General features: G+C 43.4%; 22 protein-coding genes. 15 read left to right on the forward strand and 7 right to left on the reverse strand.

From position 1 onward, the window contains the following. Window positions 1-13: 13 nt before the first annotated feature. Entirely contained in the window at window positions 14-781 is a 768-nt protein-coding gene (locus FTV34_RS03715) for a transporter (protein ID WP_180030978.1), read from the forward strand. Window positions 782-798: 17 nt separating this feature from the next. Next, window positions 799-2,643 (forward strand): protein-disulfide reductase DsbD, encoded by a 1,845-nt coding sequence (gene dsbD / locus FTV34_RS03720; RefSeq protein WP_180030980.1) that lies wholly within the window; start codon window positions 799-801, stop codon window positions 2,641-2,643. A 58-nt stretch (window positions 2,644-2,701) separates the two neighbouring features. On the opposite strand, the gene FTV34_RS03725 is transcribed toward dsbD, so the two are convergent. Next, the gene (locus FTV34_RS03725; protein ID WP_180030982.1) at window positions 2,702-3,892 is read right to left on the reverse strand and encodes a GGDEF domain-containing protein; all 1,191 of its coding nucleotides are present in this window, start codon (window positions 3,890-3,892) and stop codon (window positions 2,702-2,704) included. 264 nt (window positions 3,893-4,156) lie between these two features. On the opposite strand from FTV34_RS03725, the gene FTV34_RS03730 reads away from it, so the two are divergent. Further along, window positions 4,157-4,726, forward strand: coding sequence for an FMN-dependent NADH-azoreductase (locus FTV34_RS03730; protein WP_180030984.1), 570 nt, complete (start codon window positions 4,157-4,159; stop codon window positions 4,724-4,726). Between the two features lie 71 nt (window positions 4,727-4,797). Here FTV34_RS03730 and FTV34_RS03735 read toward each other — a convergent pair whose 3' ends face one another. Beyond that, entirely contained in the window at window positions 4,798-5,709 is a 912-nt protein-coding gene (locus tag FTV34_RS03735) for an alpha/beta hydrolase (RefSeq protein WP_180030986.1), read from the reverse strand. A gap of 155 nt (window positions 5,710-5,864) precedes the next feature. Between FTV34_RS03735 and FTV34_RS03740 the strand changes: the two genes are divergently transcribed. After that, a complete protein-coding gene (locus FTV34_RS03740) occupies window positions 5,865-6,302 on the forward strand; it encodes a DUF2147 domain-containing protein (protein ID WP_004781465.1) in 438 nt (145 codons plus the stop codon). Window positions 6,303-6,388: 86 nt separating this feature from the next. On the opposite strand, the gene FTV34_RS03745 is transcribed toward FTV34_RS03740, so the two are convergent. Together FTV34_RS03745 and FTV34_RS03750 are read right to left on the reverse strand one after the other, a co-directional pair. Beyond that, window positions 6,389-6,739: a Spx/MgsR family RNA polymerase-binding regulatory protein gene (locus FTV34_RS03745; protein ID WP_180030988.1), complete on the reverse strand. Its 351-nt coding sequence runs from the start codon at window positions 6,737-6,739 to the stop codon at window positions 6,389-6,391. Between the two features lie 469 nt (window positions 6,740-7,208). Continuing rightward, complete coding sequence (locus FTV34_RS03750; RefSeq protein ID WP_159124217.1) at window positions 7,209-8,027, reverse strand: exodeoxyribonuclease III; 819 nt, start codon at window positions 8,025-8,027, stop codon at window positions 7,209-7,211. Window positions 8,028-8,068: 41 nt separating this feature from the next. On the opposite strand from FTV34_RS03750, the gene pyrE reads away from it, so the two are divergent. Both pyrE and FTV34_RS03760 read left to right on the forward strand, forming a co-directional pair. After that, a complete protein-coding gene (gene pyrE / locus FTV34_RS03755) occupies window positions 8,069-8,719 on the forward strand; it encodes an orotate phosphoribosyltransferase (protein ID WP_125279724.1) in 651 nt (216 codons plus the stop codon). A gap of 425 nt (window positions 8,720-9,144) precedes the next feature. Then, complete coding sequence (locus tag FTV34_RS03760) at window positions 9,145-9,456, forward strand: hypothetical protein (protein ID WP_180030990.1); 312 nt, start codon at window positions 9,145-9,147, stop codon at window positions 9,454-9,456. A 141-nt stretch (window positions 9,457-9,597) separates the two neighbouring features. On the opposite strand, the gene FTV34_RS03765 is transcribed toward FTV34_RS03760, so the two are convergent. Beyond that, the gene (locus tag FTV34_RS03765) at window positions 9,598-9,792 is read right to left on the reverse strand and encodes a DUF3565 domain-containing protein (RefSeq protein WP_004781474.1); all 195 of its coding nucleotides are present in this window, start codon (window positions 9,790-9,792) and stop codon (window positions 9,598-9,600) included. A 130-nt stretch (window positions 9,793-9,922) separates the two neighbouring features. Between FTV34_RS03765 and gshB the strand changes: the two genes are divergently transcribed. Further along, on the forward strand, window positions 9,923-10,870 hold the full coding sequence (gshB, locus tag FTV34_RS03770; protein WP_180030992.1) for a glutathione synthase: 948 nt from the start codon (window positions 9,923-9,925) through the stop codon (window positions 10,868-10,870). A gap of 39 nt (window positions 10,871-10,909) precedes the next feature. On the opposite strand, the gene FTV34_RS03775 is transcribed toward gshB, so the two are convergent. Then, window positions 10,910-12,112, reverse strand: coding sequence for a CynX/NimT family MFS transporter (locus FTV34_RS03775; RefSeq protein WP_180002590.1), 1,203 nt, complete (start codon window positions 12,110-12,112; stop codon window positions 10,910-10,912). Window positions 12,113-12,521: 409 nt separating this feature from the next. Between FTV34_RS03775 and murG the strand changes: the two genes are divergently transcribed. The 7 genes from murG to lpxC all read left to right on the forward strand — a co-directional run bounded on the left by murG (window position 12,522) and on the right by lpxC (window position 20,631). Further along, window positions 12,522-13,619, forward strand: a complete 1,098-nt coding sequence (gene murG / locus FTV34_RS03780) for an undecaprenyldiphospho-muramoylpentapeptide beta-N-acetylglucosaminyltransferase (protein ID WP_034703617.1) — start codon at window positions 12,522-12,524, stop codon at window positions 13,617-13,619. A 12-nt stretch (window positions 13,620-13,631) separates the two neighbouring features. Beyond that, the gene (murC, locus tag FTV34_RS03785; RefSeq protein ID WP_005232692.1) at window positions 13,632-15,080 is read left to right on the forward strand and encodes a UDP-N-acetylmuramate--L-alanine ligase; all 1,449 of its coding nucleotides are present in this window, start codon (window positions 13,632-13,634) and stop codon (window positions 15,078-15,080) included. 53 nt (window positions 15,081-15,133) lie between these two features. Continuing rightward, window positions 15,134-16,063, forward strand: a complete 930-nt coding sequence (locus FTV34_RS03790; protein ID WP_166137467.1) for a D-alanine--D-alanine ligase — start codon at window positions 15,134-15,136, stop codon at window positions 16,061-16,063. Between the two features lie 3 nt (window positions 16,064-16,066). Then, window positions 16,067-16,921 carry a cell division protein FtsQ/DivIB gene (locus FTV34_RS03795; RefSeq protein WP_179991919.1) on the forward strand — a complete coding sequence of 285 codons (855 nt, stop codon included), beginning with the start codon at window positions 16,067-16,069 and terminating at the stop codon, window positions 16,919-16,921. A gap of 71 nt (window positions 16,922-16,992) precedes the next feature. Then, complete coding sequence (gene ftsA / locus FTV34_RS03800; RefSeq protein ID WP_159123790.1) at window positions 16,993-18,255, forward strand: cell division protein FtsA; 1,263 nt, start codon at window positions 16,993-16,995, stop codon at window positions 18,253-18,255. Window positions 18,256-18,414: 159 nt separating this feature from the next. Further along, complete coding sequence (gene ftsZ / locus FTV34_RS03805) at window positions 18,415-19,602, forward strand: cell division protein FtsZ (protein WP_179991920.1); 1,188 nt, start codon at window positions 18,415-18,417, stop codon at window positions 19,600-19,602. Between the two features lie 126 nt (window positions 19,603-19,728). Next, window positions 19,729-20,631 carry a UDP-3-O-acyl-N-acetylglucosamine deacetylase gene (gene lpxC / locus FTV34_RS03810; protein ID WP_034170289.1) on the forward strand — a complete coding sequence of 301 codons (903 nt, stop codon included), beginning with the start codon at window positions 19,729-19,731 and terminating at the stop codon, window positions 20,629-20,631. 99 nt (window positions 20,632-20,730) lie between these two features. Here lpxC and FTV34_RS03815 read toward each other — a convergent pair whose 3' ends face one another. After that, on the reverse strand, window positions 20,731-21,171 hold the full coding sequence (locus FTV34_RS03815; RefSeq protein ID WP_004781492.1) for a DciA family protein: 441 nt from the start codon (window positions 21,169-21,171) through the stop codon (window positions 20,731-20,733). 110 nt (window positions 21,172-21,281) lie between these two features. Here FTV34_RS03815 and FTV34_RS03820 point away from each other — a divergent pair, with 110 nt between their 5' ends. Then, window positions 21,282-21,977 carry a M23 family metallopeptidase gene (locus FTV34_RS03820; RefSeq protein WP_180031070.1) on the forward strand — a complete coding sequence of 232 codons (696 nt, stop codon included), beginning with the start codon at window positions 21,282-21,284 and terminating at the stop codon, window positions 21,975-21,977. Window positions 21,978-22,094: the final 117 nt, after the last annotated feature.

The raw sequence follows: 22,094 nt of genomic DNA on the forward strand, positions 1-22,094 counted from the left end.
GAGCTCCAGCAAGATGAAGACAACTTTAAGAATATTGGGTTTGATGGCACTGACGGGTGTAAGTGCACAGCTTTGTGCTGCAGTTGAATTTGACCGACCAGGTGAAGGTTTGGGTACCAGTACCGTGCCAGTGGGTCAGTTAGCTTGGGAACAGGGTTTACCGAGTTTCTCTTATAGCGAAGCGACTGTGGATGGAAGCAAGCTGAAACAAACCACTTTAAATGCCGACGTCTTGTTGCGTACCGGTTTGACTGATGATCTGGAATTACGTTTAGGCTGGGCTGGTCCGGCCTGGTCACAAACCAAGTTCAATGGTCAGACTGAAGAGGATGATGGTTTAGGCGATGTTAGTATTGGCCTGAAAAAAGCCATTGATCTGGATGATGAAAAACTCAGTATGGCGCTGATGGCTGAAGCTATTATTGCCACAGGTAATGCTAATTTTAGTAATGAAGAAGATATTTATAGCCTGAGCTCAGCAGTTGCTTATCAATATAATGATTTGGTGAATACTGCACTGACCATGCGTTATGAATGGCAGGATAGCAACTGGGCAATTACTGCGATTCCAGCTTTAGGCTATCAGATTACTGAGCGCTGGTCAGGTTATTCGGAACTGATTTATCGTAAAGCCGAAAGTCAGAATAATGAATATGCACTAGGGACTGGCGTCATGTATGCATTGAATGATCATGTACAACTTGATGCCAGTGTTGGGGTAGATCTGGAAGGTCAGAATAAAGGTTACTTCTCAGGCTTGGGCGTATCATTCCTATTCTAAGCTGCTCTTATTCCGATATGACCAAAGCACTACAGTTTAAGATCGGGAGAAAAGTTTTTTCTCCAGTCTTATTGGGCACAGTGTTGCTTAGTAATATTGCTCAGGCAGAAGCGCCTTTGCTTTCGCCTGAGCAGGCTTTTCCTCTGAGTATCAGTTCAGTCACTCAGCAACAGACTGAACTTAGCTGGGAAATTCCACAAAACTATTATCTTTATCAGCATAAGGTAGAGCTAAAGCAGGGAAGTCAGCCGATGACCTTGCAATTGCCACCTGCTGAAGATCTATATGATGAAAACTATGGTCATACCCAAGTTTATTATCAGCAATTAAAAGTTCAGATTCCGACACAGGCGGGTCAAACTTATCAGGTTAGCTGGCAAGGCTGTGCCAAAGACCGGCTTTGTTACCCACCCCAAACCATTAAATTCAAGACTGACCTATCTGGTCTGGTGCAATATGAATCTACTGGCTCGGGTAATAAACGGTTACTGGATCTAAGTAGCTCCTCCTCACAGCACAACCGAATTCTGGAAAATTCTGCTGATGATCTAGAATCAGGAAATACAGACAGTAAAATCGTTGAAGTCATTTCTACACGATCCAACAGCGACTCGGCACAAGACCAGCAATGGTCTACACGTCTGGCTGAAAGTTCGCTGGCTTATGGATTGCTGTTATTTTTCGGCTTGGGCATTTTGCTGGCATTTACGCCATGCTCTTTGCCGATGCTGCCAATTCTGACTTCATTAATTGTTCGTGATAGCAAAGGCATCAAGGCCTGGATGATTGCCCTAAGCTTTGTAAGCAGTATGGCCGCAGTCTATGCGGTATTAGGCTTGATCGCGTCTTCAGCCGGACTCAACTTTCAGCGCTGGTTACAGCAACCTGCCACCCTGATGGCATTTAGTGCATTATTTGTGGTATTTGCCCTCAACCTGTTTGGCCTGTTTGAAATTAAAATGCCACAGCGTCTGACGCAACGTCTGGACCGGGTTCAGGCGATGCAGCAAGGGGGAACTCTGGTTAGCGCTGCGATCATGGGATCTGTTTCTGCCTTGCTGGTTGGGCCTTGTATGACGGCACCATTAGCCGGTGCTTTATTATTTATTTCCCAGACTCAGAACCAGTGGCAAGGCGCAGTGCTGTTGTTTACGTTGGGTTTCGGTATGGGCACCCCGTTGCTGCTGGCCAGTATTATGGGGGCACGTATTCTACCTCGAGCCGGGCACTGGATGAATCAGGTGAAAGTGCTCTTTGCTTTCATTATGCTAGCTTTGGCCTTGTATTTTATTCGTCCGCTGATTTCAGAAGCGGCATTGCAGTGGCTGTCGCTAGGGCTGGGCTTAAGCTTTGTAGCCTATGTTCTGGCACGATTATTATGGAAAAATACCGGACTGCGCTGGCTCTATATCATCTGTTTGGCTATTGCAGTGCCTTATATTACATATAGTCAGTATCAGCATAGTCAGCGTTTTTTTGTTGAAACTGCCCAACAACAGGCGAGTTGGCATATAGCAAAAACGGCCACTGAATTTGAACAGTTATTGGCTACAGTACCGCAAGGGCAGAAGGTCATTATTGATGTCTATGCTGATTGGTGTGTGGCCTGTCAGCCGATTGAACATAAAGTATTAAAGGCAGTTGCTGTCCAGCAGGCCTTAGCCCCTTATTTTCTGATCAAGCTTGATCTTAGTCAGTATGATGCTACGCATCAGGCTTTACTTAACCGATGGGAAATTCTGGGACCACCGACCTATTTATTTCTTGATACTCAGCAGCAGGAGATTCGCAGCTTACGTTTGACTGGCGCATTTAGTAAAGCAGAATTATTGGCACAGCTACAGCTTTTAGAACAGCTCTAGCATTCACTTTAAAGCTTTTCTGGTACATGCTTTAAAGTGAATAAGGCCGATAAAAATATCAGGCTGGTTGAACTTTCAAAGGTTCCAGATAAGATTTCACCTGATTCCGTCCACTAGCTTTGGCCTGATAAAGGGCTTGATCGGCCTGGCTTAAAAGTTGTTGCGGGCGTAATTCAGGTTTTGAAATAGCAATGCCAAAGCTGGCCGTCACTGGGATCAATTGTCCTTCATCACTAAAAATCTGTAGTTGCTGGATCGCGCTTCGGCAACGCTCTGCAACCTGCTGAGCTTTTTCCAGGCTGGAATTATTCAGGACCAGAATAAATTCCTCACCGCCGAACCGTCCCACCACATCACTCTCACGCAATTGCTGGTTCAGTACCGCACTGACTTGTACCAGTGTTTCATCGCCCTTGTGATGTCCATAGTAATCATTAATCTTTTTGAAATGATCCAGATCCAGCAGCACCAGGGCATAGTTAAAAGTTGCAGTACTATTTAACTGATCCAGACATTGATTAATGCTACGGCGGTTAAACAGATTGGTCAGAGGATCGATCTGGCTGAGATGGTTAATCAGCTGTTCGCGATAGCGCCATTGACTGAGTAAAATCTCAAATAAAATCATGCAGATAGCAAGAATCGGCAGGATAAAATACAGCATTGATAACAGCCAGAAGCTATTATGGAAAAACTGGTCCTGAATATTAAAAAGTGGTGAATAAGGCAGTTGTTGGTTAAAGCTTAGATAGGCACAAGTTACCAGAAACAGTGAGGCCGGAATCAGCATGCTATAGACCAGTCTCCGGTGAAACAGGACTAGACCTACCGTCATCAGGCAAACATAGGCAATTGTGGCTACCGGGCTAATCACGCCTACGATATATGCATCCCGACACAGGGACACCACAAAGATGCCCACTGCCAGATAGGGAAAATATCGTTCTATCAGTGCATTGCCCTGAAATTTATAACAGGGATAAATCAGAAGAACCAGCGCCAGTAAAAATAGGCCATTCATGTGAATCTCTGAACGAACGACATCAATATGGACATGCTGCCAGTATTGCGGATGTGACAGGACAAACAGGTCCCAGCTTAGCCAGCTGATATGTATGCCACAGCCCAGTGCCAGCATCAGGATACACTTTTTCAAAATTCCCCAGTTCATCACCACTTCATCTTCGATCAGATATTTCTTGAGTCGATGATTCTGGAATTTTTGTAATACTGCTGACATTCGCTTCATACAACAGGTCTGACCTTTATTGTTATTGCTAAGTTTTTAAAAGATGGAAAAATATTGCTTTAATTATTTACAGAAATATAACATAAAATTAATTCATTGATAATCAGTAATATTTATCAAAAATTAAAAAAAAGGAGAAAAATTAAGCTGGAAATTTATTGTTCTAAATACGCAATGAAGTGTTTTATTTAAACCCATTATTTCATTATTTAAAGTTTATTAAGCTATGTCCATTCCCGAACAATGAACGGACCAGATTAAGCAATGAAAATTTTACAGATTGATTCCAGTATTTTAGGCGATGCCTCTATTTCCCGTCAGTTGACTCAAGCTATTGTGGGACAGCTTCAACAGAAACATGGTGAGGCTGTTGAGCTTGAATATCTGGACTTGGCTGCACAGCCGATTCCACATTTAACTGCCGAAATTTTGATGGGTCAAAATCTTGAGCAAGCGGCTTTAGGAGAACAGATTTTACAGCAGTACTTACAGGCGGATATCGTGGTGGTTGGGGCCGCTATGTATAACTTCGGTCTACCTTCTACCTTAAAAGCCTGGATTGACCGCATTAGTGTGGCAGGGCGTACTTTTAAATATACAGAAAATGGCCCAGTGGGTCTGGCAGGTGAAAAGAAAGTCTATATTGCCAGTAGCCGCGGTGGTGTTTATGGCGAACAAAGCCCAGTCGATTTCCAGGAAGCTTTCCTGAAAACTGTATTTAACTTTACTGGCGTAACTGATGTGCACGTAATTCGCGCTGAAGGCGTCAATATGGGTGATGTAGCGAAACAGCAGGCAATTGAAACTGCGATGACGCAAGTAAGCCTGATCTAAAAAGCGATAGATAATCACTAAACAGAAAAGGTCAGCAATCGCTGACCTTTTTTATGGCTTCTTTTAAATTTCTAGTCTTGATCTAGACGATGAGCAAATTCTGAAAGATCCGCTAGCGCTTGTCGAGCCTCTTCAAACCAGGCACTAAACATCTGAAAGTTATGCCACATCCCGGTATATAACTTGAATTCAACCTCGACACCAGCCTGTTCCGCTTTTTCCTTGAAGCGTGTGGCATCATCCAGCAGAATTTCTTTAGACCCCACCTGTATATGCATCGGTGGCAAACCACTGAGATCGGCAAAAAATGGGGAAATCTCTGGATCGCCACGATCCATTGCACTCGGTACATAATACTGAATCCCGGTCTTTAGGGTTTCAATCGACAGCAGGGCATCATGCTTTTGATTATAGCGTAGTGATTCACTGGTCAGGGTCAGATCAAGGAAAGGGGAAAGTAGAATCAGTCCACTCACCTGTGGCAGGCCTTCCTGCTGTAATTTGAGTGCCAACGCCAACGCCAGATTAGCGCCACACGAATCTCCGGACAGAACAATGTCCTTAGCCTGAATGCCCTGATCTAATAACAGGTTATAGACATCAAACACAGCTTCCAAAGGTTCAGGATAAGCAGATTCAGGAGCCAGAGGATAATCAATATGCAGTACCTGCATCTGGGTGCGAGCGGCAATCTGGGTCATAAAGGCACGATGGGTATTTAAGGAACCGAGATAAAAAGCACCACCATGAATATGGAAAATCAGCTGGCTGGATTCCTGCTGTGGTTTGATTTCCTCGGCATGTACACCTGCCAGCCGGAGCGAACGGATTTGTACGGACTTATCTTGCGGAAAAATCTTGCACATCTGCTCCAGTGCGACCCGTAAGGAGCTTGGAGGAAGATTGAACCGACTAGGCGCGCGGATGGTCGCTTTTAAAAGACTTTCTGTAATTAATTGTTTCGTCACGGGGCTAATCTTCATCTTCTTTCCATCTTTTTCTGCTTTTATTGATTATGTGGATTATTTACCAACAATATTTACAAGGTTACACTAAATAGTCACAGGTAAAAATTGCAAAAATGTTGTGACTTTTTAATACTACATCGGTCTATCTCAGACTAGGGAAATGAAGAAAAATGAAAAAAATTACGCTAATGTTAGGACTACTCGGCTTATCTGCGCTGGCCAATGCTGCAGATCCTTTAAATGGTACCGTTTGGAAAACGATTGACGACGAAACCAAACAACCAAAGGCTATAGTAAAATTTACTGAGCAAAAAAATGGGACATTATCTGCAAGCATCCAATCGGTATTAACACCGGGTGAAGAAAATGCTTGTACAAAATGTGAAGGTCCGTATCACAATAAATCGCTGAAAGGTTTAACGATTGTGAAAGGCCTGAAAAATACAGGCGGAACCAGCTATGACAGTGGTTCGATCCTAGATCCAAAATCTGGTAAAACTTATAAGCTGAAAGGCAACCTGACAGATGGTGGCAAGAAGCTTGAGCTGCGCGGTTATATCGGCGTGTCTGCTTTAGGTCGTAACCAAACCTGGATTCGTGCCAAATAATAGATCATGACCGTTCTCTAAAAACTACCATAAAAAAGCCTGACAGAAGTCAGGCTTTTTTTATTCTTCCAGATCATCTGGGATGATTAGTCTTTTAGCTTTTGATAAGCGGCTTCGTCAAAACCAGCGATAAAACCAGTTGCAGTCTGTAATACCGGACGTTTGATTAAGCTGGTATGAGTAGTTAAGGCGGTAATCAGATTATCTTCACTGGCAAGGGCATTTTCCTGCTCTTCAATAGTAAGTTTACGCCAGGTGGTGCCTTTCTTATTCAGTACCACATCTTGACCTAAAGCATCTAGCCAGGTTTTAACCGTATCCGCGTCGATCCCCTGTTTTTTATAATCATGAAATTCGTAAGCCAGTCCCAATTCATTAAGTAAATCAAAAGCTTTTTTCATTGAATTGCAGTTTTTAATGCCATAAATCTTGAGCATGCTCGCTGTATCCCAAACAGTTTATTTATTGATGGCTTAGCTTAGCTGAATTTATGCCGATCGCCTATGTGCTTCCAAGAAGCTTGTTTTTAAGCAATATTTAAAAGACATGTCATTCGATTGACATCGTTTAAGAGCAGAATGGGTATTAAAAAGTAAATGGTAAAGTTTAAGAATAAGAAAAAAATGAAGGTACTGAAATGAGAAAACCCGCATCTAATCATCCTGATTATGCGGGTCTCAATACAACGTCCGTTGTCACATCCATGAAAAACAAGCTAAATCTGATAGTTTGTTTTATTTTCTTCCTACGGCGTCCTGTCCTTATAGTGTCATCCTGACATATCCCTGTGCCGTGTGAGTATCATGCGCTGTTAGGGTCTGAAGATAAACCTGAAAATACGTCATGTAGTGTAGGTAATAAACCTTAATTGAGTGAACGAATGTTCACTCAATCTTTCGGTCAGTTTTAGATTTTATAGTCAATAATCACGGGTGCATGGTCACTAAACCATTCATCTTTATAGACCCAGGCATTTACAGTACGGTCTTTCCAGTCCGGTGAGCAGGCCTGATAGTCAATCCGCCAGCCCACGTTCTTGGCGCGGGCTTGACCACGATTCGACCACCAGGAATATAGCTCGGCTTCTTTACGGACTTCGCGGAACGTATCGACATAACCTAGTTCATCATAGATATGATCCAACCATGCACGTTCATGCGGCAAGCAGCCCGATGCTTTCTGGTTACCGGACCAGTTTTTAATATCGATACGTTTATGCACGATATTGTAATCACCACAGACAATGATGGATTTGTCTTCATCGCGCCATTGTTTCAGGATCTTTTTATACTCTTCCAGAAAGTGATCTTTACGTGCCTGCGCTTCATCGCCCGAAGAACCTGAAGGTAAATACAGCGAACAGATATGCGCTGTTTTTTCCAGACCCAAGTCAAATTCTGCCGAGATAAAGCGACCTTGAGAATCGGCCAGTTCAAAACCCAAACCATCGGTAATGGAAACAAATGGCAGACGGCTGTAAATCGCTGTACCCGCGTAACCTGGACGCTCGGCAGGGAACAGGTGGGTATACCAGCCTTCAGGCTTAAATTTATCAGTCCACTGCGCATGGGTGATCCGGCTTTCCTGCATGCAGATCACATCGGCATCAGACTGTTCGATCCACTCTAGCAAGCCCTTGCTGACAGAGGAACGTAAACCGTTGACATTAATTGAAACGACACGAAGAATTTTTTGATCACCTGGATAGCTACTCTTTGGTATCATGCGCAAGTCTTACCCTTAATTAATGGATTTAGGAGCACCTCATGTCAACGCCAGCTCAGTTTAACCCGCAAGCTTTTATCGAACTCGCATTATCACGTGGTGTGCTTAAATTTGGTGAGTTTACTTTAAAATCAGGACGTGTGAGTCCTTATTTTTTTAATGCTGGCTTGCTCAATGATGGTGAAGCCTTGTCACTACTGGCTTCTGGCTATGCTGCAAAATTAACTGAATGTGACAATGTTGAAGTGATTTTTGGACCAGCATACAAAGGCATTCCTTTTGTAGCAGCTACAGCAGTGGCACTATCGCAAAATCATGGCGTCAGCGTGCCATGGGGCTTTAACCGTAAAGAAGCCAAAGATCACGGTGAAGGTGGTGTGCTGGTCGGTGCTTCAGTGGAAGGGAAAAAAGTCTGGATCATTGATGATGTGATTACAGCCGGTACTGCGATTCGTGAAGTGGTCACTATCCTGAAAAATGCCGGTGCGCAAATTGCTGGTGTACTGGTTGCTCTTGACCGTCAGGAAAAAGGCCAAGGTGAATTATCTGCTATTCAGGAAGTACAAAAAGAGCTGGAAATTCCAGTACATGCACTGATTACTATGAAAGATTTAATGAATTACCTAGATGCAAAAGGCGATAGCGAAGCATTGGCGAAAATGGAAGCTTATCGTGTGAAATACGGAATCTAAAATCCAATTCACCACATGAAGATGTATAAGCCCTAGTAATCTAGGGCTTTACTTTTTATGGGAAGAGAAGTTCTGTTCAGGCGACTGTATTTAAAAGAAATATAAATAATAAGATAGAAATTTTGATCTAAATAAACCTTGAATTCGATAAATTATATTATCTTCTTCAAAATTAAATTCTATCTAAATATTCTTCTCAATATATAAATCTTGATCAAAATTATTTTATCTAAAAAGAACAATATTTTTAAAAGAAACTCATTAAAGAATGAATTACCCCCCATAAAGTCCCTTTACAAATAAAATGAATAAGGTAGTTATGGTCATTGTTTACAAATTGTAATCTGCCTATATTAAAATAAACATTACGTAATTAATTATAAGAATTTCATAATTTTAATTGATTTAAAATAAGAGTACTAGGAATGGATTACTGGAACAGTGTTTTATTTATATCGATTATAACGGTGGTAGGTTTAGCCATTATTGTCATGCTGGTGGGCTGCAAGATGTGGAAAAACCTGGTGGTGACTTTACTGATCTCGACAACGATTGGCTTTCTGATTATATGTACTATTAACTTTATCTTTGGGGAAAATCTGAATTTGTCCTGGATTCCTGATCAGAGCTGGCATCATAAGATCACTTTGGAAATTGCTCTGATGAGCTTACTGATTGGCGGGGTCAGTACCTTTATTATTATGCTGGGAACCATGATTTCGAAAAATAATCGTTAAATCATAAAATTAGATGTATTTAGTTGAAAGATAATGCATTTATAAGCAAGGTATTATTATTTTTATTCAGGTTTTAATCAATTTTCTAAACGAGATAAAATACTCAGGGTGAGTATATATACTGATTTGATTTAGAAGATATTAATCCTCGTGTATTTCACATTTTTTGCAGTCCAATAAGACGCCCAGTTTTTCTTTACGGCCTTGTTCGGTCATGACCCAAGGACGGTTTTGCCAAGGTGGATCATGCCGCACATGCTGACCATGACCACAGGCCAGTTCAGCGACCCAATGATTTTCTTCATCCAGATGAAAGCCGACAATTGCCTGCTGCATGATAAATGCTCTTGTTGATTAAAGTATTTAAGCATTTATACAAAATTAGTCATGCAAAATCACCATAAACAAAAGAAACTGCACAGGCTATACTCCTTGCTAATGTATTTTTAAGAAAGAGCACAGAGACATGCGCATACTTGTTGTGATGGATCCCATCGAAAATGTAAACCTGAAAAAAGATTCAACCATGGCCATGTTATGGGCAGCTGCACGCCGTGGACATGAACTGGGTTATGCATTACAGCAAGATTTATATATCGATCAGGGGAAGGCCTTTGGTTTGATCTCACCATTACAGGTGTTTGAAGATTATGACCATTATTATGAATTAGGTGAAAAGCGTAAGGAATCCATCGCGGCCTATGATGTGGTGTTGATGCGTAAAGACCCACCTTTCGACATGAATTTTGTTTATACCACTTATATTCTGGAACAGGCAGAACGTGAAGGAGCATGGATTATCAACAAACCGCAAAGCCTGCGTGACTGCAATGAAAAGCTGTTTGCTACTCAGTTCCCGCACCTGCAAGTTCCGACTTTGGTAACGTCGCAACAAAGCCTGATCCGTGAATTTTTAAAAGAGCATGTTGATGTGATTGTAAAACCATTGGATGGTATGGGCGGCACCGGAATTTTCCGTCTCTATCAGGATGGTATCAATATTGGCTCAACCATTGAGATTCTGACCAACAATGGTAACCAGCCGATTATGGCACAGCGTTATATTCCTGAAATTGTAGAAGGGGATAAGCGTATCCTGATGATCAATGGCGAACCAGTACCGTATTGTCTGGCCCGTATTCCGCAAAATGGTGAAGTGCGTGGCAATCTGGCAGCAGGTGGTTTAGGTCAAGCACGTCCATTAACTGAGAATGATAGAGCCATTGCAGCGCAAGTGGGGCCTTATCTCAGAGAAAAAGGTTTGGTATTTGTCGGTCTGGATGTGATTGGCAATTATGTCACTGAAATTAACGTCACCAGTCCAACCTGTATCCGTGAAATTGATACTCAGTTTGGTACCTCCATTGCAGATGACCTGTTTGATGTACTGGAAGCCGGTCTGGGTCAAGCCTAAGCTTTCAATAATAAAAAAGAGCCTCGTCTGAGGCTCTTTTTATTGGCCATAATGCTTGAATAAAAGCAGGGTCATTAAGATTCCTAATATAGAGAGGCTGGCGGTAACTGCCGCGATATAAGCCCAATTCTGTGTAGTCGAAACTAGTGCTGCGCTTAAAGGCGGCACAAAAAATTGAGCACAGGCTGAAAGCTGTAAAACCAGACCCACACTGGCTGCTGCGGCATTGGCACGCGGGGCATGCTGCAAAGTAATGGCAAAAACAGTGGTCGGGATAATTCCACCAATCAGTGAAAACAGTACAGCACTTATAAACTGTAAGTCGAACATGAGCCATGAACTGGCTGCAAAAGCCAGAAAGCTGCTGCACAGCATGGCTGTAAATCCGGTACTGAATAGCGTCTTGGGTTTCCAGCCACGTTGTAACAACATACCTGCGCCAAAAGTGCCGCCCAGATTGGCAAGTACCACGATTGAAACCAGAACGCCTGCAACTTTTAAATCAATACCATGTTCGACGTACATGCTGGGCAGGAACCCGGTCACGGTAATCCACTGACTGGTATAACAGGCAAAAATAATAGCTAAACACAGAATGGGTGGATGGGTAAGGGTAACTTTGACAATCTGCCAGAATGAAGTATTTGACGGTACTGGTTGAGGAATTGTGTTAGATGCAAATGCCATTGAATCTATTCGCAGGTATCGTTTAATGATGCCTGCAATAATCAAGCATAGACTGCCGAGAATAGCCCAAATATTCTGCCAGTTCAGGTATTCGAGTAAAACAGGAATACTAAAAACAGCAAGACTGACACCGACACCCATATAGGAACTCCAGAGTCCCATTTTAAAATTCAGTGTTTCAGGCCGACTGATCCGTTTTAAAATTGCAGGCGCGCACAAGGAAATAGTTAAAAATCCAATCCCTTCGGTAAAGCGGAAGAAATATAAGGCTGTGGCATGCTGAATCCAAAGGCCAGCGATACTGCTCAGTCCTAAAATGATTAACGCCAAAATCATGCAGCGCTTTAAACCCACTTTTTCCGAAAAAGCACCAATACAAAGGGCGAATAGCATCCCGGCCCCTTGTACTAAAGATAGGGAAAACCCGGCTTGCGTAAAACTTAAGCCTAAATCCTGTTGCAGAATAGGAATAATAGCAGACAGTTTGCCGACATGCATGGCCGCCAGATAACCGGCTAAAATAATCCATAGATCACGAATTGATATTTTTGACATCTATAATGCTTGAATCCATTTAAGGAATATGCAGATCAATTTGAAAAAAATTATATAGATATAGGGATAACATAAAATTTTATTCAGATTTATATGATTTAGGCATAAGTTAATAGGATGAATTAAATGGAAAAATAGCCAGTAATTAGTGAAAAATGTATAGATTTAGGAAGTAGGTATAAAAAGATTAAATGAAAAATATTTAAAAATTATGCTTATATTTCACTTAAGTCTAAGGAAAAATGCAGACCTTATAATAAAACTAGTTTAAACTTCAAATTAGTATGAAAAAAACAATGAAACGCTTGTTGAAATAAGGTAAATAAACTTTCAAGGGCAAGCGTTTGTGATTACAATTGATGACTTAAATTAGACCTCCTGTTTCATTTTTTAATTGAAGAATTAGACCGTGACCGACGCTCAGCAAAAACAGCCTAAACATGTCATGATGATGGCCGCAGGTACGGGTGGACATGTGTTTCCAGCGTTAGCCGTTGCAAAAGATCTACAACAACAAGGAATTGAAGTGTCCTGGTTGGCAACACCAGCGGGCATGGAAAACCGATTATTAAAAAACCATAATATTCCAATTTATCAAATCGATATTCAAGGTGTGCGTGGCAATGGTTTTGTGCGTAAAGTCTTGGCCCCGTTTAAAATTTTAAAAGCCACTCTTAGTGCTATGAAGCATATGAAACAGCTCAAAGTCGAAGCTGTTGCAGGCTTTGGCGGTTATGTGGCAGGACCGGGTGGTCTGGCAGCGCGGATCCTGGGTATTCCTGTAATTATTCACGAGCAAAATGCAGTCGCGGGTTTTACCAATACCCAGTTGTCACGGGTCGCTAAAACGGTATGTCAGGCTTTTCCTGATACTTTCCCGGCACAAGACAAAGTAGTGACCACCGGTAATCCAGTACGTAAAGAAATTACAGAAATTTTAAATCCGTCCTGGCGTTATCAGGAGCGGGAAAAAGCTGGCCAGCCACTACGAATTCTGATTGTTGGCGGTTCACTTGGGGCACAAGCCTTAAATGAACGTGTGCCGGAAGCCTTGAAACAGTTGAATGTGCCGTTAAATGTCTATCATCAGTGTGGTCAAAATCACGCTGAAGCAACGCGCGCACGTTATGCAGACAAACCCGCCTCCTTACAGGTTGAAGTTCAGCCTTTTATTGAAGATATGGCCCAAGCTTATAGCGACGCCGATCTGGTCATTTGCCGTGCCGGTGCACTAACGGTTACTGAAATTGCAACTGCCGGTGTAGCCGCGATTTTTGTACCGCTACCAAGTGCGGTTGATGATCACCAAACTGCGAATGCCAAATTCCTGGCCAATCAGCAGGCAGCCAAAATCTGCCCGCAGGCTACTTTGACGCCAGACAGTTTAAAAACCTTATTAGAGCCGATGCTTGACCGTCAGGTATTGATGGAAATGGCGGTAAAAGCACGCCGTCAGGCTCAACCCGATGCGACCCAGCATGTGGTCCGTTTAATTCAAGAATTGTAATCCGAGTAAATTATGTCTCCAGTAACCCCAGCAGACCAAGCAAAGAAATTAATTAAAGTCCCGGAAATGCGCCGGATCAAGCATATCCATTTTGTAGGGATTGGTGGTGCAGGGATGTGCGGGATCGCGGAAGTACTGAAAAACCAGGGGTATAAAGTTTCTGGTTCAGACATCAAGGCCTCTAAAACTACGGCTCAATTAGAAGAAAATGGTATCAAGGTCTATATCGGCCATGCAGCCAGCAATATTAAGGGTGCCAATGTCATCGTGGTATCTACCGCGATTGATAAGGAAAACCCGGAAATCAAGGCGGCTCTTGAAACCCGTACACCGGTAGTCCGCCGTGCAGAAATGCTGGGTGAGCTGATGCGTTACCGTCACGGGATCGCGGTTGCAGGCACTCACGGTAAAACCACAACCACCAGCCTGATCACCTGTATGCTGGCAGAAGAAAATCTGGATCCAACTTATGTGATCGGCGGTTTGCTAAACCGTACCGGTGTGAATGCCGCTTTGGGTGCAAGTCGTTATATCGTGGCAGAAGCCGATGAATCAGATGCCTCATTCCTTTATCTAGAACCAATGGCTGCCGTGGTGACCAATATCGATGCTGACCATATGGATACTTATGGCGGTAGCTTCGATGTTTTAAAAGATACCTTTATCCAGTTTCTGCAAAAACTGCCATTCTATGGTTTAGCGGTTGTGTGTGGTGACGATGCCAATATCCGTGAAATCATGCCACGTATTGGTCGTCCATTACTGACTTATGGTTTTAATGAAGATAATGACATTCGTGCCGTCGATGTCGTACAAGAAGGTATGCGCAGCCACTTTACCGTATTACGTAAAGATCGTGAGCCGCTACGCGTGACTGTGAATCAGCCGGGTCTGCACAATGTACTCAATGCCTTGGCTGCAATTGGGATTGCAACGGATGAAGGCGTATCCGATGCAGCTATTTGCCGTGCACTGGAAGGCTTCAGTGGTGTAGGTCGTCGTTTCCAGGTACAAGGTCAATTCGAACTTGAAGGCGGCGATGTGAAACTGGTCGATGACTATGGTCACCATCCAAAAGAAGTAGAAGCCACTATTAAAGCGGCTCGTGCCAGCCATCCAGATCGCCGTCTGGTGATGATGTTCCAGCCGCACCGTTTCAGCCGTACCCGTGACTGTTTTGATGACTTCGTAGAAGTGCTTTCACAAGTTGATCAGCTGCTCTTACTTGAAGTGTATCCGGCAGGGGAAAAGCCAATTGTAGGTGCAGATAGCCGCGCATTGGCACGTAGTATCCGTTTACGTGGGGAAGTTGAACCAATCCTGATTGATCCGGTTGAGGGGAACCTGAGCCAGGTGATGAAAAAGGTATTGCAAGCAAATGACTTGTTATTAACCCAAGGCGCAGGTAATGTTGGAGCAATCTCAATCGAACTTGCTCAAAATCATTTATATGTAAAGTAAAATAGTCATGTTATGACTGATTGAACAGATTCAAAAAGTTTAAGGATATAAACGTGTCAAATGCTTCAAAATTCGGAAAAGTTGCCGTATTGCTGGGTGGTAAATCTGCAGAGCGTGAGGTTTCGCTAGATAGTGGAACCGCCGTACTTGAGGCATTAATGCGTTCTGGGGTCAATGCAGAAGCGTTTGATCCACAAGAGCGTAGTGTTACCGAGCTGGTAAATTATGATCGTGCGTTTGTGGTATTGCATGGTCGTGGCGGTGAAGACGGTCAGATTCAGGGTGCGCTGGAATGGTTGAATATTCCATATACCGGTACAGGCGTACAGGGTTCTGCCATTGGTATGGATAAAGTCAAAACCAAACAGGTTTGGCAGGGTTCAGAATTACCTACTGCGCCATATCGTATCGTGACCAAGAACTCGAATGCGCAAGAAATTGTATCTGCTCTAGATTTGCCGCTGATCATTAAGCCTGTACACGAAGGTTCGAGTATTGGCATGAGTAAAGTTGAAAAAGTAGAAGACTTTGCTGATGCGATTGCCAAAGCCACTGAACATGATGCCGTGGTTATGGCAGAGAAATGGATCACAGGCCGTGAATTTACCATTGTAATTCTGAATGGTCAGGCCCTACCTGTCATTCGTCTGCAACCGCCAGAAGATGTGGCTTTCTATGACTATGAAGCTAAATATCAGCGTAATGATGTGGAATATGGCATTCCATGTGGCTTAAGCGAGTCTGAAGAGAAAGAATTGCAAGCCTTGGCTCTACGTGCCTTCCAGGCGGTGGGTGCAAGTGGCTGGGGCCGTATTGATGCAATGCAGGATGAACAGGGTAATTTCTGGTTGCTGGAAGTGAATACAGTTCCGGGGATGACCAGTCATTCTCTGGTACCAAAAGCGGCAGCAGCCGTCGGCTATAGTTTTGATGCGCTCTGTGTAGCGATTCTGGAACAAACATTAAACGGTGCGGCACACTAAGTTATGGCTCAACTCCCAGCAACCATGCGCCGTAAACGTGCTGCGATTACCTCAATTCACGACAAGCCGCCGACACGCAAAGAAAAACTGACCAACCTAGGTGGTTGGGCCTTGTTGTGTGTCGCGCTGGTGGTGCTAGCTTTTGGGATTTTTGGCCTGTATAAGGTGATGACGGATGCTCAGGTAGCAGAGCTGAAAGTGGCAGGAACGCGTACAGCAGCTGAAGAGCGTCAGGTCATGCAGTACGTTTCACCGATTGTGACTGAAAACTATTTTACTTCGGACCTGGAATCGATTCGTGACCGTGCACTGGAATTGTCTTGGGTGGATCGTGTCGTGGTATCTCGTGCCTGGCCAGACAAAATTCATGTCCGGGTAATGCCGCATCATGCCATTGCACGTTGGGGAACAGGGCGTTTACTAAGTGACAGTGGTGTGATTTTTACGGAAGTCACACCCAAGAATTATCAGGCATTACCGTTACTACATGGGCCGGCGAGCCATGCAGAAACCATGATGCGACGTTATAATGAAATCAATCAGTTATTTTTACCACAAGGTATTCGTTTAAAAGAATTATATTTAACTGAACGAATGACCTGGTTTATGCAGTTTGATTCAGGTTTGCGTGTGATTGTCGATAAAGACCAAACCATGAGCAAGTTGCAACGTTTGAGTCATCTGTCCTATAGCGAACTAAAACCGGTATGGTCGAAAATTTCAGCGATCGACCTGCGTTATCGCAATGGATTGGCGATTCAATGGAAAAATTCAATTCCGCCTAAAATTGTAAATGGTCAATTTATTGTAACCATTAATGACACGGGCGTTGAGAATAATGTAACAGTAAAGCCATAATGACCGGCTTTAAAAACTAGAGGCCTTATAAAGCCATAAATCTAACAAACACGTAATGGTAGTAGTTAATAATGAGTGAAGCTGTTCCCTCGGTTGTGGCGATTGACATTGGGACACACAAAGTTTCAGTTTTGATTGGTAAGGTACACGCGCCAGACAATATCCAAGTGATTGGGATGGCGACCGCTCGTAACCGAGGCATGAATAAAGGAAAAATTGTCAGTCTCGATAAAGTCATTACCGCCATTAAAAACGCCGTACAAGAAGCGGAAGATATGGCTGAATGTCGTGTGCATTCTGCGTGGATTTCGATCCCAAGTGCTGAATTAAAAAGCTTTTATGCCTCGGGTCGTACCACCATTGATAATAGTGAACATTCAATTACGACCAGTGAAGTGGTGCGGGCACTTGAGCTGGCCAAAGCCAGTCATGTCACCTCAGATCATTATCTGGTGAGTGCGGTGCCTTTGGGCTTCGAGCTGGATGATGCACCTGAGTGGGTACTCAACCCGATCCGTATGTCGGCACATAGCATGACCGGGCATTATCATTTGATGATGTTACCGATCAGCACCATGCAGAATATTGACCGCGCTTTAAAAGGGGCCAATATCGGTGTGGAGAAAATGGTGGTGTCCTGTCTAGCTACTGCTGAAGCCAGCCTGCTGAAAGATGAAAAAGAATATGGCGTGTGTCTGGTAGATATCGGTGCGGGAACCACCAATATTGCTGTTTATTTGGATGGCCGTTTGGCGTTAACCCATACTATTCAGCGTGGCGGTGAACATGTGACCCGTGATATTGCAGCAGTTTTACAGACCACGACAGAAGAAGCAGAACGTCTGAAATTGCTCTATGGCTGTGTTGACCTGAAAGTGGTTAAACCAGAGCATATGATTCAGTTCCAGGGCATTGATGGACCACAAACCATTAGCCGGATTGAACTGACTGAAATTATCATGGCGCGTTATGAAGAAATCATGGGTCTGGTGCGTGATGAACTGGTGAACCATGGCGCGATGCAGGGACTGTATCATGGTGTGGTGCTGACTGGTGATGCCAGTCAGATTGAAGGTATGGTCAGCTTTGTACGCCGTACCTTGGGTGTATCTGCACATCTGGGCAATCCGCCGGTACAGGTCTATGCAGATGAACAGCACCAGGCGGCTTTACGTCGTTCCCAGTACGCAACAGTGGCTGGTTTGCTGATGTTTAGCCAGAGTGATACCCAGGAAACCCTCGTTGAGACCGAAGACGGGGACAAGTTATCAGTAACACAGCGCATTAAACGGGCATGGTCAGGTTTTAACGAAACGTTAAAAGCGATCTTTTAAGCGATTTTTATTGTGAATATTGTTGGGAAGTTGTAGTTAATCGGGCTTGTACTTGACAAGTGCTTGCTTGAGCAGCATTCTTAAAAACAATTTTTATCAAGATTAAGGCAGTATACGGGCTTAGTGACTGCCAATTATGAATTAGGAATTTTATAGGTCATGGCCTCATTTGAATTTTTCGAAGAAGATCATAGCGATAGCAATGGTCAAGCCCGTTTCACTGTATTTGGTGTAGGTGGTGCGGGTGGTAATGCTGTACAGCATATGTTGCAGTCCGATATCCAGGGCGTAAAGTTCGTCTGTGCCAATACAGACAAACAGGCACTGGATCGCATGGAAGCCGAATTTAAAATTCAGCTGGGCGAGCAAAGTACACGTGGTCTGGGTGCTGGAGCAAATCCACAGGTCGGTCAAGCGGCAGCAGAAGAAAGCCGTGAACTGATCCGCCAGCAGCTTGAAGGTACCGATATGGTATTTGTCACCGCCGGTATGGGTGGTGGTACAGGTACCGGTGCTGCGCCAGTCGTTGCTGAAATTGCTAAAGAAATGGGTATCCTCACTGTTGGTGTCGTAACTACACCATTCAACTTTGAAGGTAAACGCCGTCTGCAATCTGCCGAGAAGGGGATTGAAGCGTTAGAACAGCATGTAGATTCTCTGATCATCATTCCAAACCAGCGTCTATTGAAAGTCTTCCGTGATATTTCAATGAAGGATGCATATAAAAAAGCGGATGATGTACTGTTGAATGCGGTACGTAGTATCTTTGACCTGGTGGTACGTCCTGGTCACATTAACCTTGACTTCGCCGATCTGAAAACTGCAATGAGTACACGTGGTTATGCCATGATGGGGGTAGGCTTGGGTCGTGGTGAAAACCGTGCACGTCAGGCAGCAGAACAGGCGATTCGCAGCCCATTACTGGATAACGTCACCATCATGAATGCCAAAGGTATTCTGATTAACGTGACGGGTGGTGATGACGTAACCTTCGGTGAAATCGAAGAAATTACTGATGTTGTAAACCAGATCGTGGATCTGGACGAAGGTCAGGTCTTCTACGGCACAGTATTTGACCCTGATGCTCGTGATGAAATCAGTGTAACGGTGATTGCGACTGGTTTGACTCGCCATGCTGCAGATTCGGTTGAGCCGACTAAACGCGCAAATGTACAGGCAGTACGTCCATCATCATCACAGGCAGTAGTTGAAGATGATGATGTACCGGCAATTCAGCGTCAGCAAAATGAAGCAGGTGCAGCAGCTAATCCTGCCGCTTCAGTTTCTAGTCCGCGTCCAACGCCAATGAGCATCCAAGATTATCTTAAAAATCAACAGCGCAAATAATATGTAACAGCATGTGTTTACGATGATTGCACAGAAAAGGTGGCTTTAGAGCCACCTTTTGTTTTTTATCAATGGCCAAATATGCTAACGTATAGCGGTTTTATTGGTGAACAGATGATAAAAAGCATGTTGAAACAACGTACCCTGCAACGTATCGTGAAAGCGAGCGGAATCGGTCTTCATAGTGGGCAGAAGGTTATGATTAACTTTGTGCCACACCACGCCGATGGGGGCATTGTGTTTCGTCGTATTGATCTGGATCCACCTGTCGATATTCCTGCAGATGCCTTATTGATCCAGGAAGCCTTCATGTGTTCGAACCTGGTTCAGTCAAATGCCAAAGTGGGTACGATTGAGCATGTGATGAGCGCCATTGCAGGATTAGGTATTGATAACCTGATTATTGAAGTGTCAGCTTCAGAAGTTCCCATTATGGATGGCAGTGCCGGACCTTTCATTTATCTGCTCATGCAGGGCGGCTTGCAAGAACTAGATGCACCAAAGAAATTTATTAAAATTATTAAACCTGTTGAAGCCCTGATCGATGATAAACGGGCGATTTTCAGCCCACATGACGGCTTTCAGCTAAATTTCACTATTGATTTTGATCATCCTGCCTTTAAAAAAGAACATCAATCTGCCAGCATCGATTTTTCTACAGAAACCTTTGTTTATGAAGTCAGTGAAGCGCGTACATTCGGCTTTATGAAAGACCTTGACTACTTGAAAGCCAATAATCTGGCTTTGGGTGCAAGCTTGGAAAATGCCATCGGTGTAGATGAAACCGGCGTAGTCAATGAAGAAGGTTTGCGTTTCTCGGATGAGTTTGTACGCCACAAAATTCTAGATGCAGTTGGTGATTTATACCTGCTAGGCCACCAGATTATTGCCAAATTTGATGGTTACAAATCAGGGCATGCTTTGAATAATCAACTATTGCGTAACGTGAAAAGTGACCCAAGCAGCTATGAAATTGTAACATTTGATGACGTAACTCAATGTCCAATTAGTTATGTAACTGTGACATAAGTCCTTGTCTTTGTGTCTTTGTGTTATAACTTAGCTGCATCTAATGTGACACCTGTCACATAAAAATAACATTGGAATTTATTACATCTCATTGCAATGTTACTTTTTATTGCTTGCCAAACGTAGTAAAGCTTGGCTAAGCTTAGGGTCGCTTATAAAGTCAGCAGCACCGCGAAGTAATTCCTGTGTTTCTGGACTCAAGGCTCTTTCAGATTTTTCTGGAACCGGTTGAACAGGGGATGGATTCCTTAAGCAAACCTGGATTTTAGTGAGATCTTTTAATTCGTTTATTTGAGAGAGTTGTGAGATGTATTGCTTTTGAAGATAGGCCAATTGAGAAATCATGGCTTGGTTTTCACCAGTAATCGTTAACACACCATTTTGATAGCAGGCAACTTGCCATTGTTCGGGTTGAGGCAATAGCGGTTGTACGAGTTTCGTAAGCTTCTGCCATGCAGAAACTTGTGATGAGAGAAACGAAAAGTTTCCTGTTTTTATCTGTTTTCTTGTTTTTTGAAAGACGTTGACAGGTTCCGACATACATAATTCCTACATGTTTATGTCTTAATCTTATGCGCTTCTTAAAGTGGATATCAAGGAAGAGATCTTCAAGAAACTCGATTAGCAGTTTAGAGAGGTTTTTTATGCATATGCCTATGCGACGTATCCTATTGGCATTTTCTATTTCGGTTTCAGCTGCTTCAGTAGCTTTTGCAGATTTAGTGGATCTGAATCAACAAGATGCTACACCTGACCGTCTTGAGCAGTTAACACGTACTTTATCGCAGGGTTCTTATACCCATCCTGAAGATATTGATATTCCCGCACAAACCAAATTAAATGTTCAGCTACGTGAAAAACCGGTTGAACTGAATAATCAGACCATTGCCCAAAAATATGGCAATTCTTCATCTAGATCTAGCAAAGTTGCATCTTCAAATAATCCTTATTCGTGGTTAGTGGCTCATCCATTACCCGACATGAAACGTGTCAGCTCAAATTTTGGCGGCCGTACCATGGGTGGTCGTGCTGAAAATCACTCAGGTCTAGATCTGGCTGCTGCAAGCGGTACCCCGATCTATGCAACTGGTCCTGGTATCGTAACCAAATCGGGTTGGGGTACAGGTTATGGTCAGTATGTCGAAATTAACCATGGTAATGGATACCTTACTCGTTATGCCCATGCTTCACGCTTGATTGCACGTGTGGGAGATCAGGTGCAAGCCGGTGATCATATTGCGAATGTAGGTTGTACAGGTCGTTGTACTGGTCCTCATCTACACTATGAAGTAGTAAAAGACGGTCAACGTAAAAATCCTTCAACTTATTTAGCAATGTTGCCTTAAGCGTAGCTTTGCTCAAAATAACTGAAATACTTTAATACGTCTGATACTTGATACTCATAAAAAATCAATCAAACCGCTTTTAAGGCAATTAGACTGAACATTTCTTCCAGGGAGTAG

The organism is Acinetobacter sp. YH16038 (assembly GCF_013417275.1).
In the GTDB taxonomy this organism is placed as follows: Bacteria; Pseudomonadota; Gammaproteobacteria; order Pseudomonadales; family Moraxellaceae; genus Acinetobacter.

Coding starts and splice junctions, on each gene's coding strand:
- pyrE (WP_125279724.1), top strand. CDS start 8,069: ATGTCAACGCCAGCTCAGTTTAACCCGCAAGCTTTTATCGAACTCGCA.
- ftsZ (WP_179991920.1), top strand. CDS start 18,415: ATGGCCTCATTTGAATTTTTCGAAGAAGATCATAGCGATAGCAATGGT.
- lpxC (WP_034170289.1), top strand. CDS start 19,729: ATGTTGAAACAACGTACCCTGCAACGTATCGTGAAAGCGAGCGGAATC.
- ftsA (WP_159123790.1), top strand. CDS start 16,993: ATGAGTGAAGCTGTTCCCTCGGTTGTGGCGATTGACATTGGGACACAC.
- FTV34_RS03760 (WP_180030990.1), top strand. CDS start 9,145: ATGGATTACTGGAACAGTGTTTTATTTATATCGATTATAACGGTGGTA.
- FTV34_RS03750 (WP_159124217.1), bottom strand. CDS start 8,027: ATGATACCAAAGAGTAGCTATCCAGGTGATCAAAAAATTCTTCGTGTC.
- FTV34_RS03745 (WP_180030988.1), bottom strand. CDS start 6,739: ATGCTCAAGATTTATGGCATTAAAAACTGCAATTCAATGAAAAAAGCT.
- FTV34_RS03740 (WP_004781465.1), top strand. CDS start 5,865: ATGAAAAAAATTACGCTAATGTTAGGACTACTCGGCTTATCTGCGCTG.
- FTV34_RS03795 (WP_179991919.1), top strand. CDS start 16,067: ATGGCTCAACTCCCAGCAACCATGCGCCGTAAACGTGCTGCGATTACC.
- FTV34_RS03775 (WP_180002590.1), bottom strand. CDS start 12,112: ATGTCAAAAATATCAATTCGTGATCTATGGATTATTTTAGCCGGTTAT.
- FTV34_RS03715 (WP_180030978.1), top strand. CDS start 14: ATGAAGACAACTTTAAGAATATTGGGTTTGATGGCACTGACGGGTGTA.
- FTV34_RS03730 (WP_180030984.1), top strand. CDS start 4,157: ATGAAAATTTTACAGATTGATTCCAGTATTTTAGGCGATGCCTCTATT.
- FTV34_RS03765 (WP_004781474.1), bottom strand. CDS start 9,792: ATGCAGCAGGCAATTGTCGGCTTTCATCTGGATGAAGAAAATCATTGG.
- FTV34_RS03815 (WP_004781492.1), bottom strand. CDS start 21,171: ATGTCGGAACCTGTCAACGTCTTTCAAAAAACAAGAAAACAGATAAAA.
- FTV34_RS03820 (WP_180031070.1), top strand. CDS start 21,282: ATGCCTATGCGACGTATCCTATTGGCATTTTCTATTTCGGTTTCAGCT.
- dsbD (WP_180030980.1), top strand. CDS start 799: ATGACCAAAGCACTACAGTTTAAGATCGGGAGAAAAGTTTTTTCTCCA.
- FTV34_RS03725 (WP_180030982.1), bottom strand. CDS start 3,892: ATGAAGCGAATGTCAGCAGTATTACAAAAATTCCAGAATCATCGACTC.
- murC (WP_005232692.1), top strand. CDS start 13,632: ATGTCTCCAGTAACCCCAGCAGACCAAGCAAAGAAATTAATTAAAGTC.
- FTV34_RS03735 (WP_180030986.1), bottom strand. CDS start 5,709: ATGAAGATTAGCCCCGTGACGAAACAATTAATTACAGAAAGTCTTTTA.
- gshB (WP_180030992.1), top strand. CDS start 9,923: ATGCGCATACTTGTTGTGATGGATCCCATCGAAAATGTAAACCTGAAA.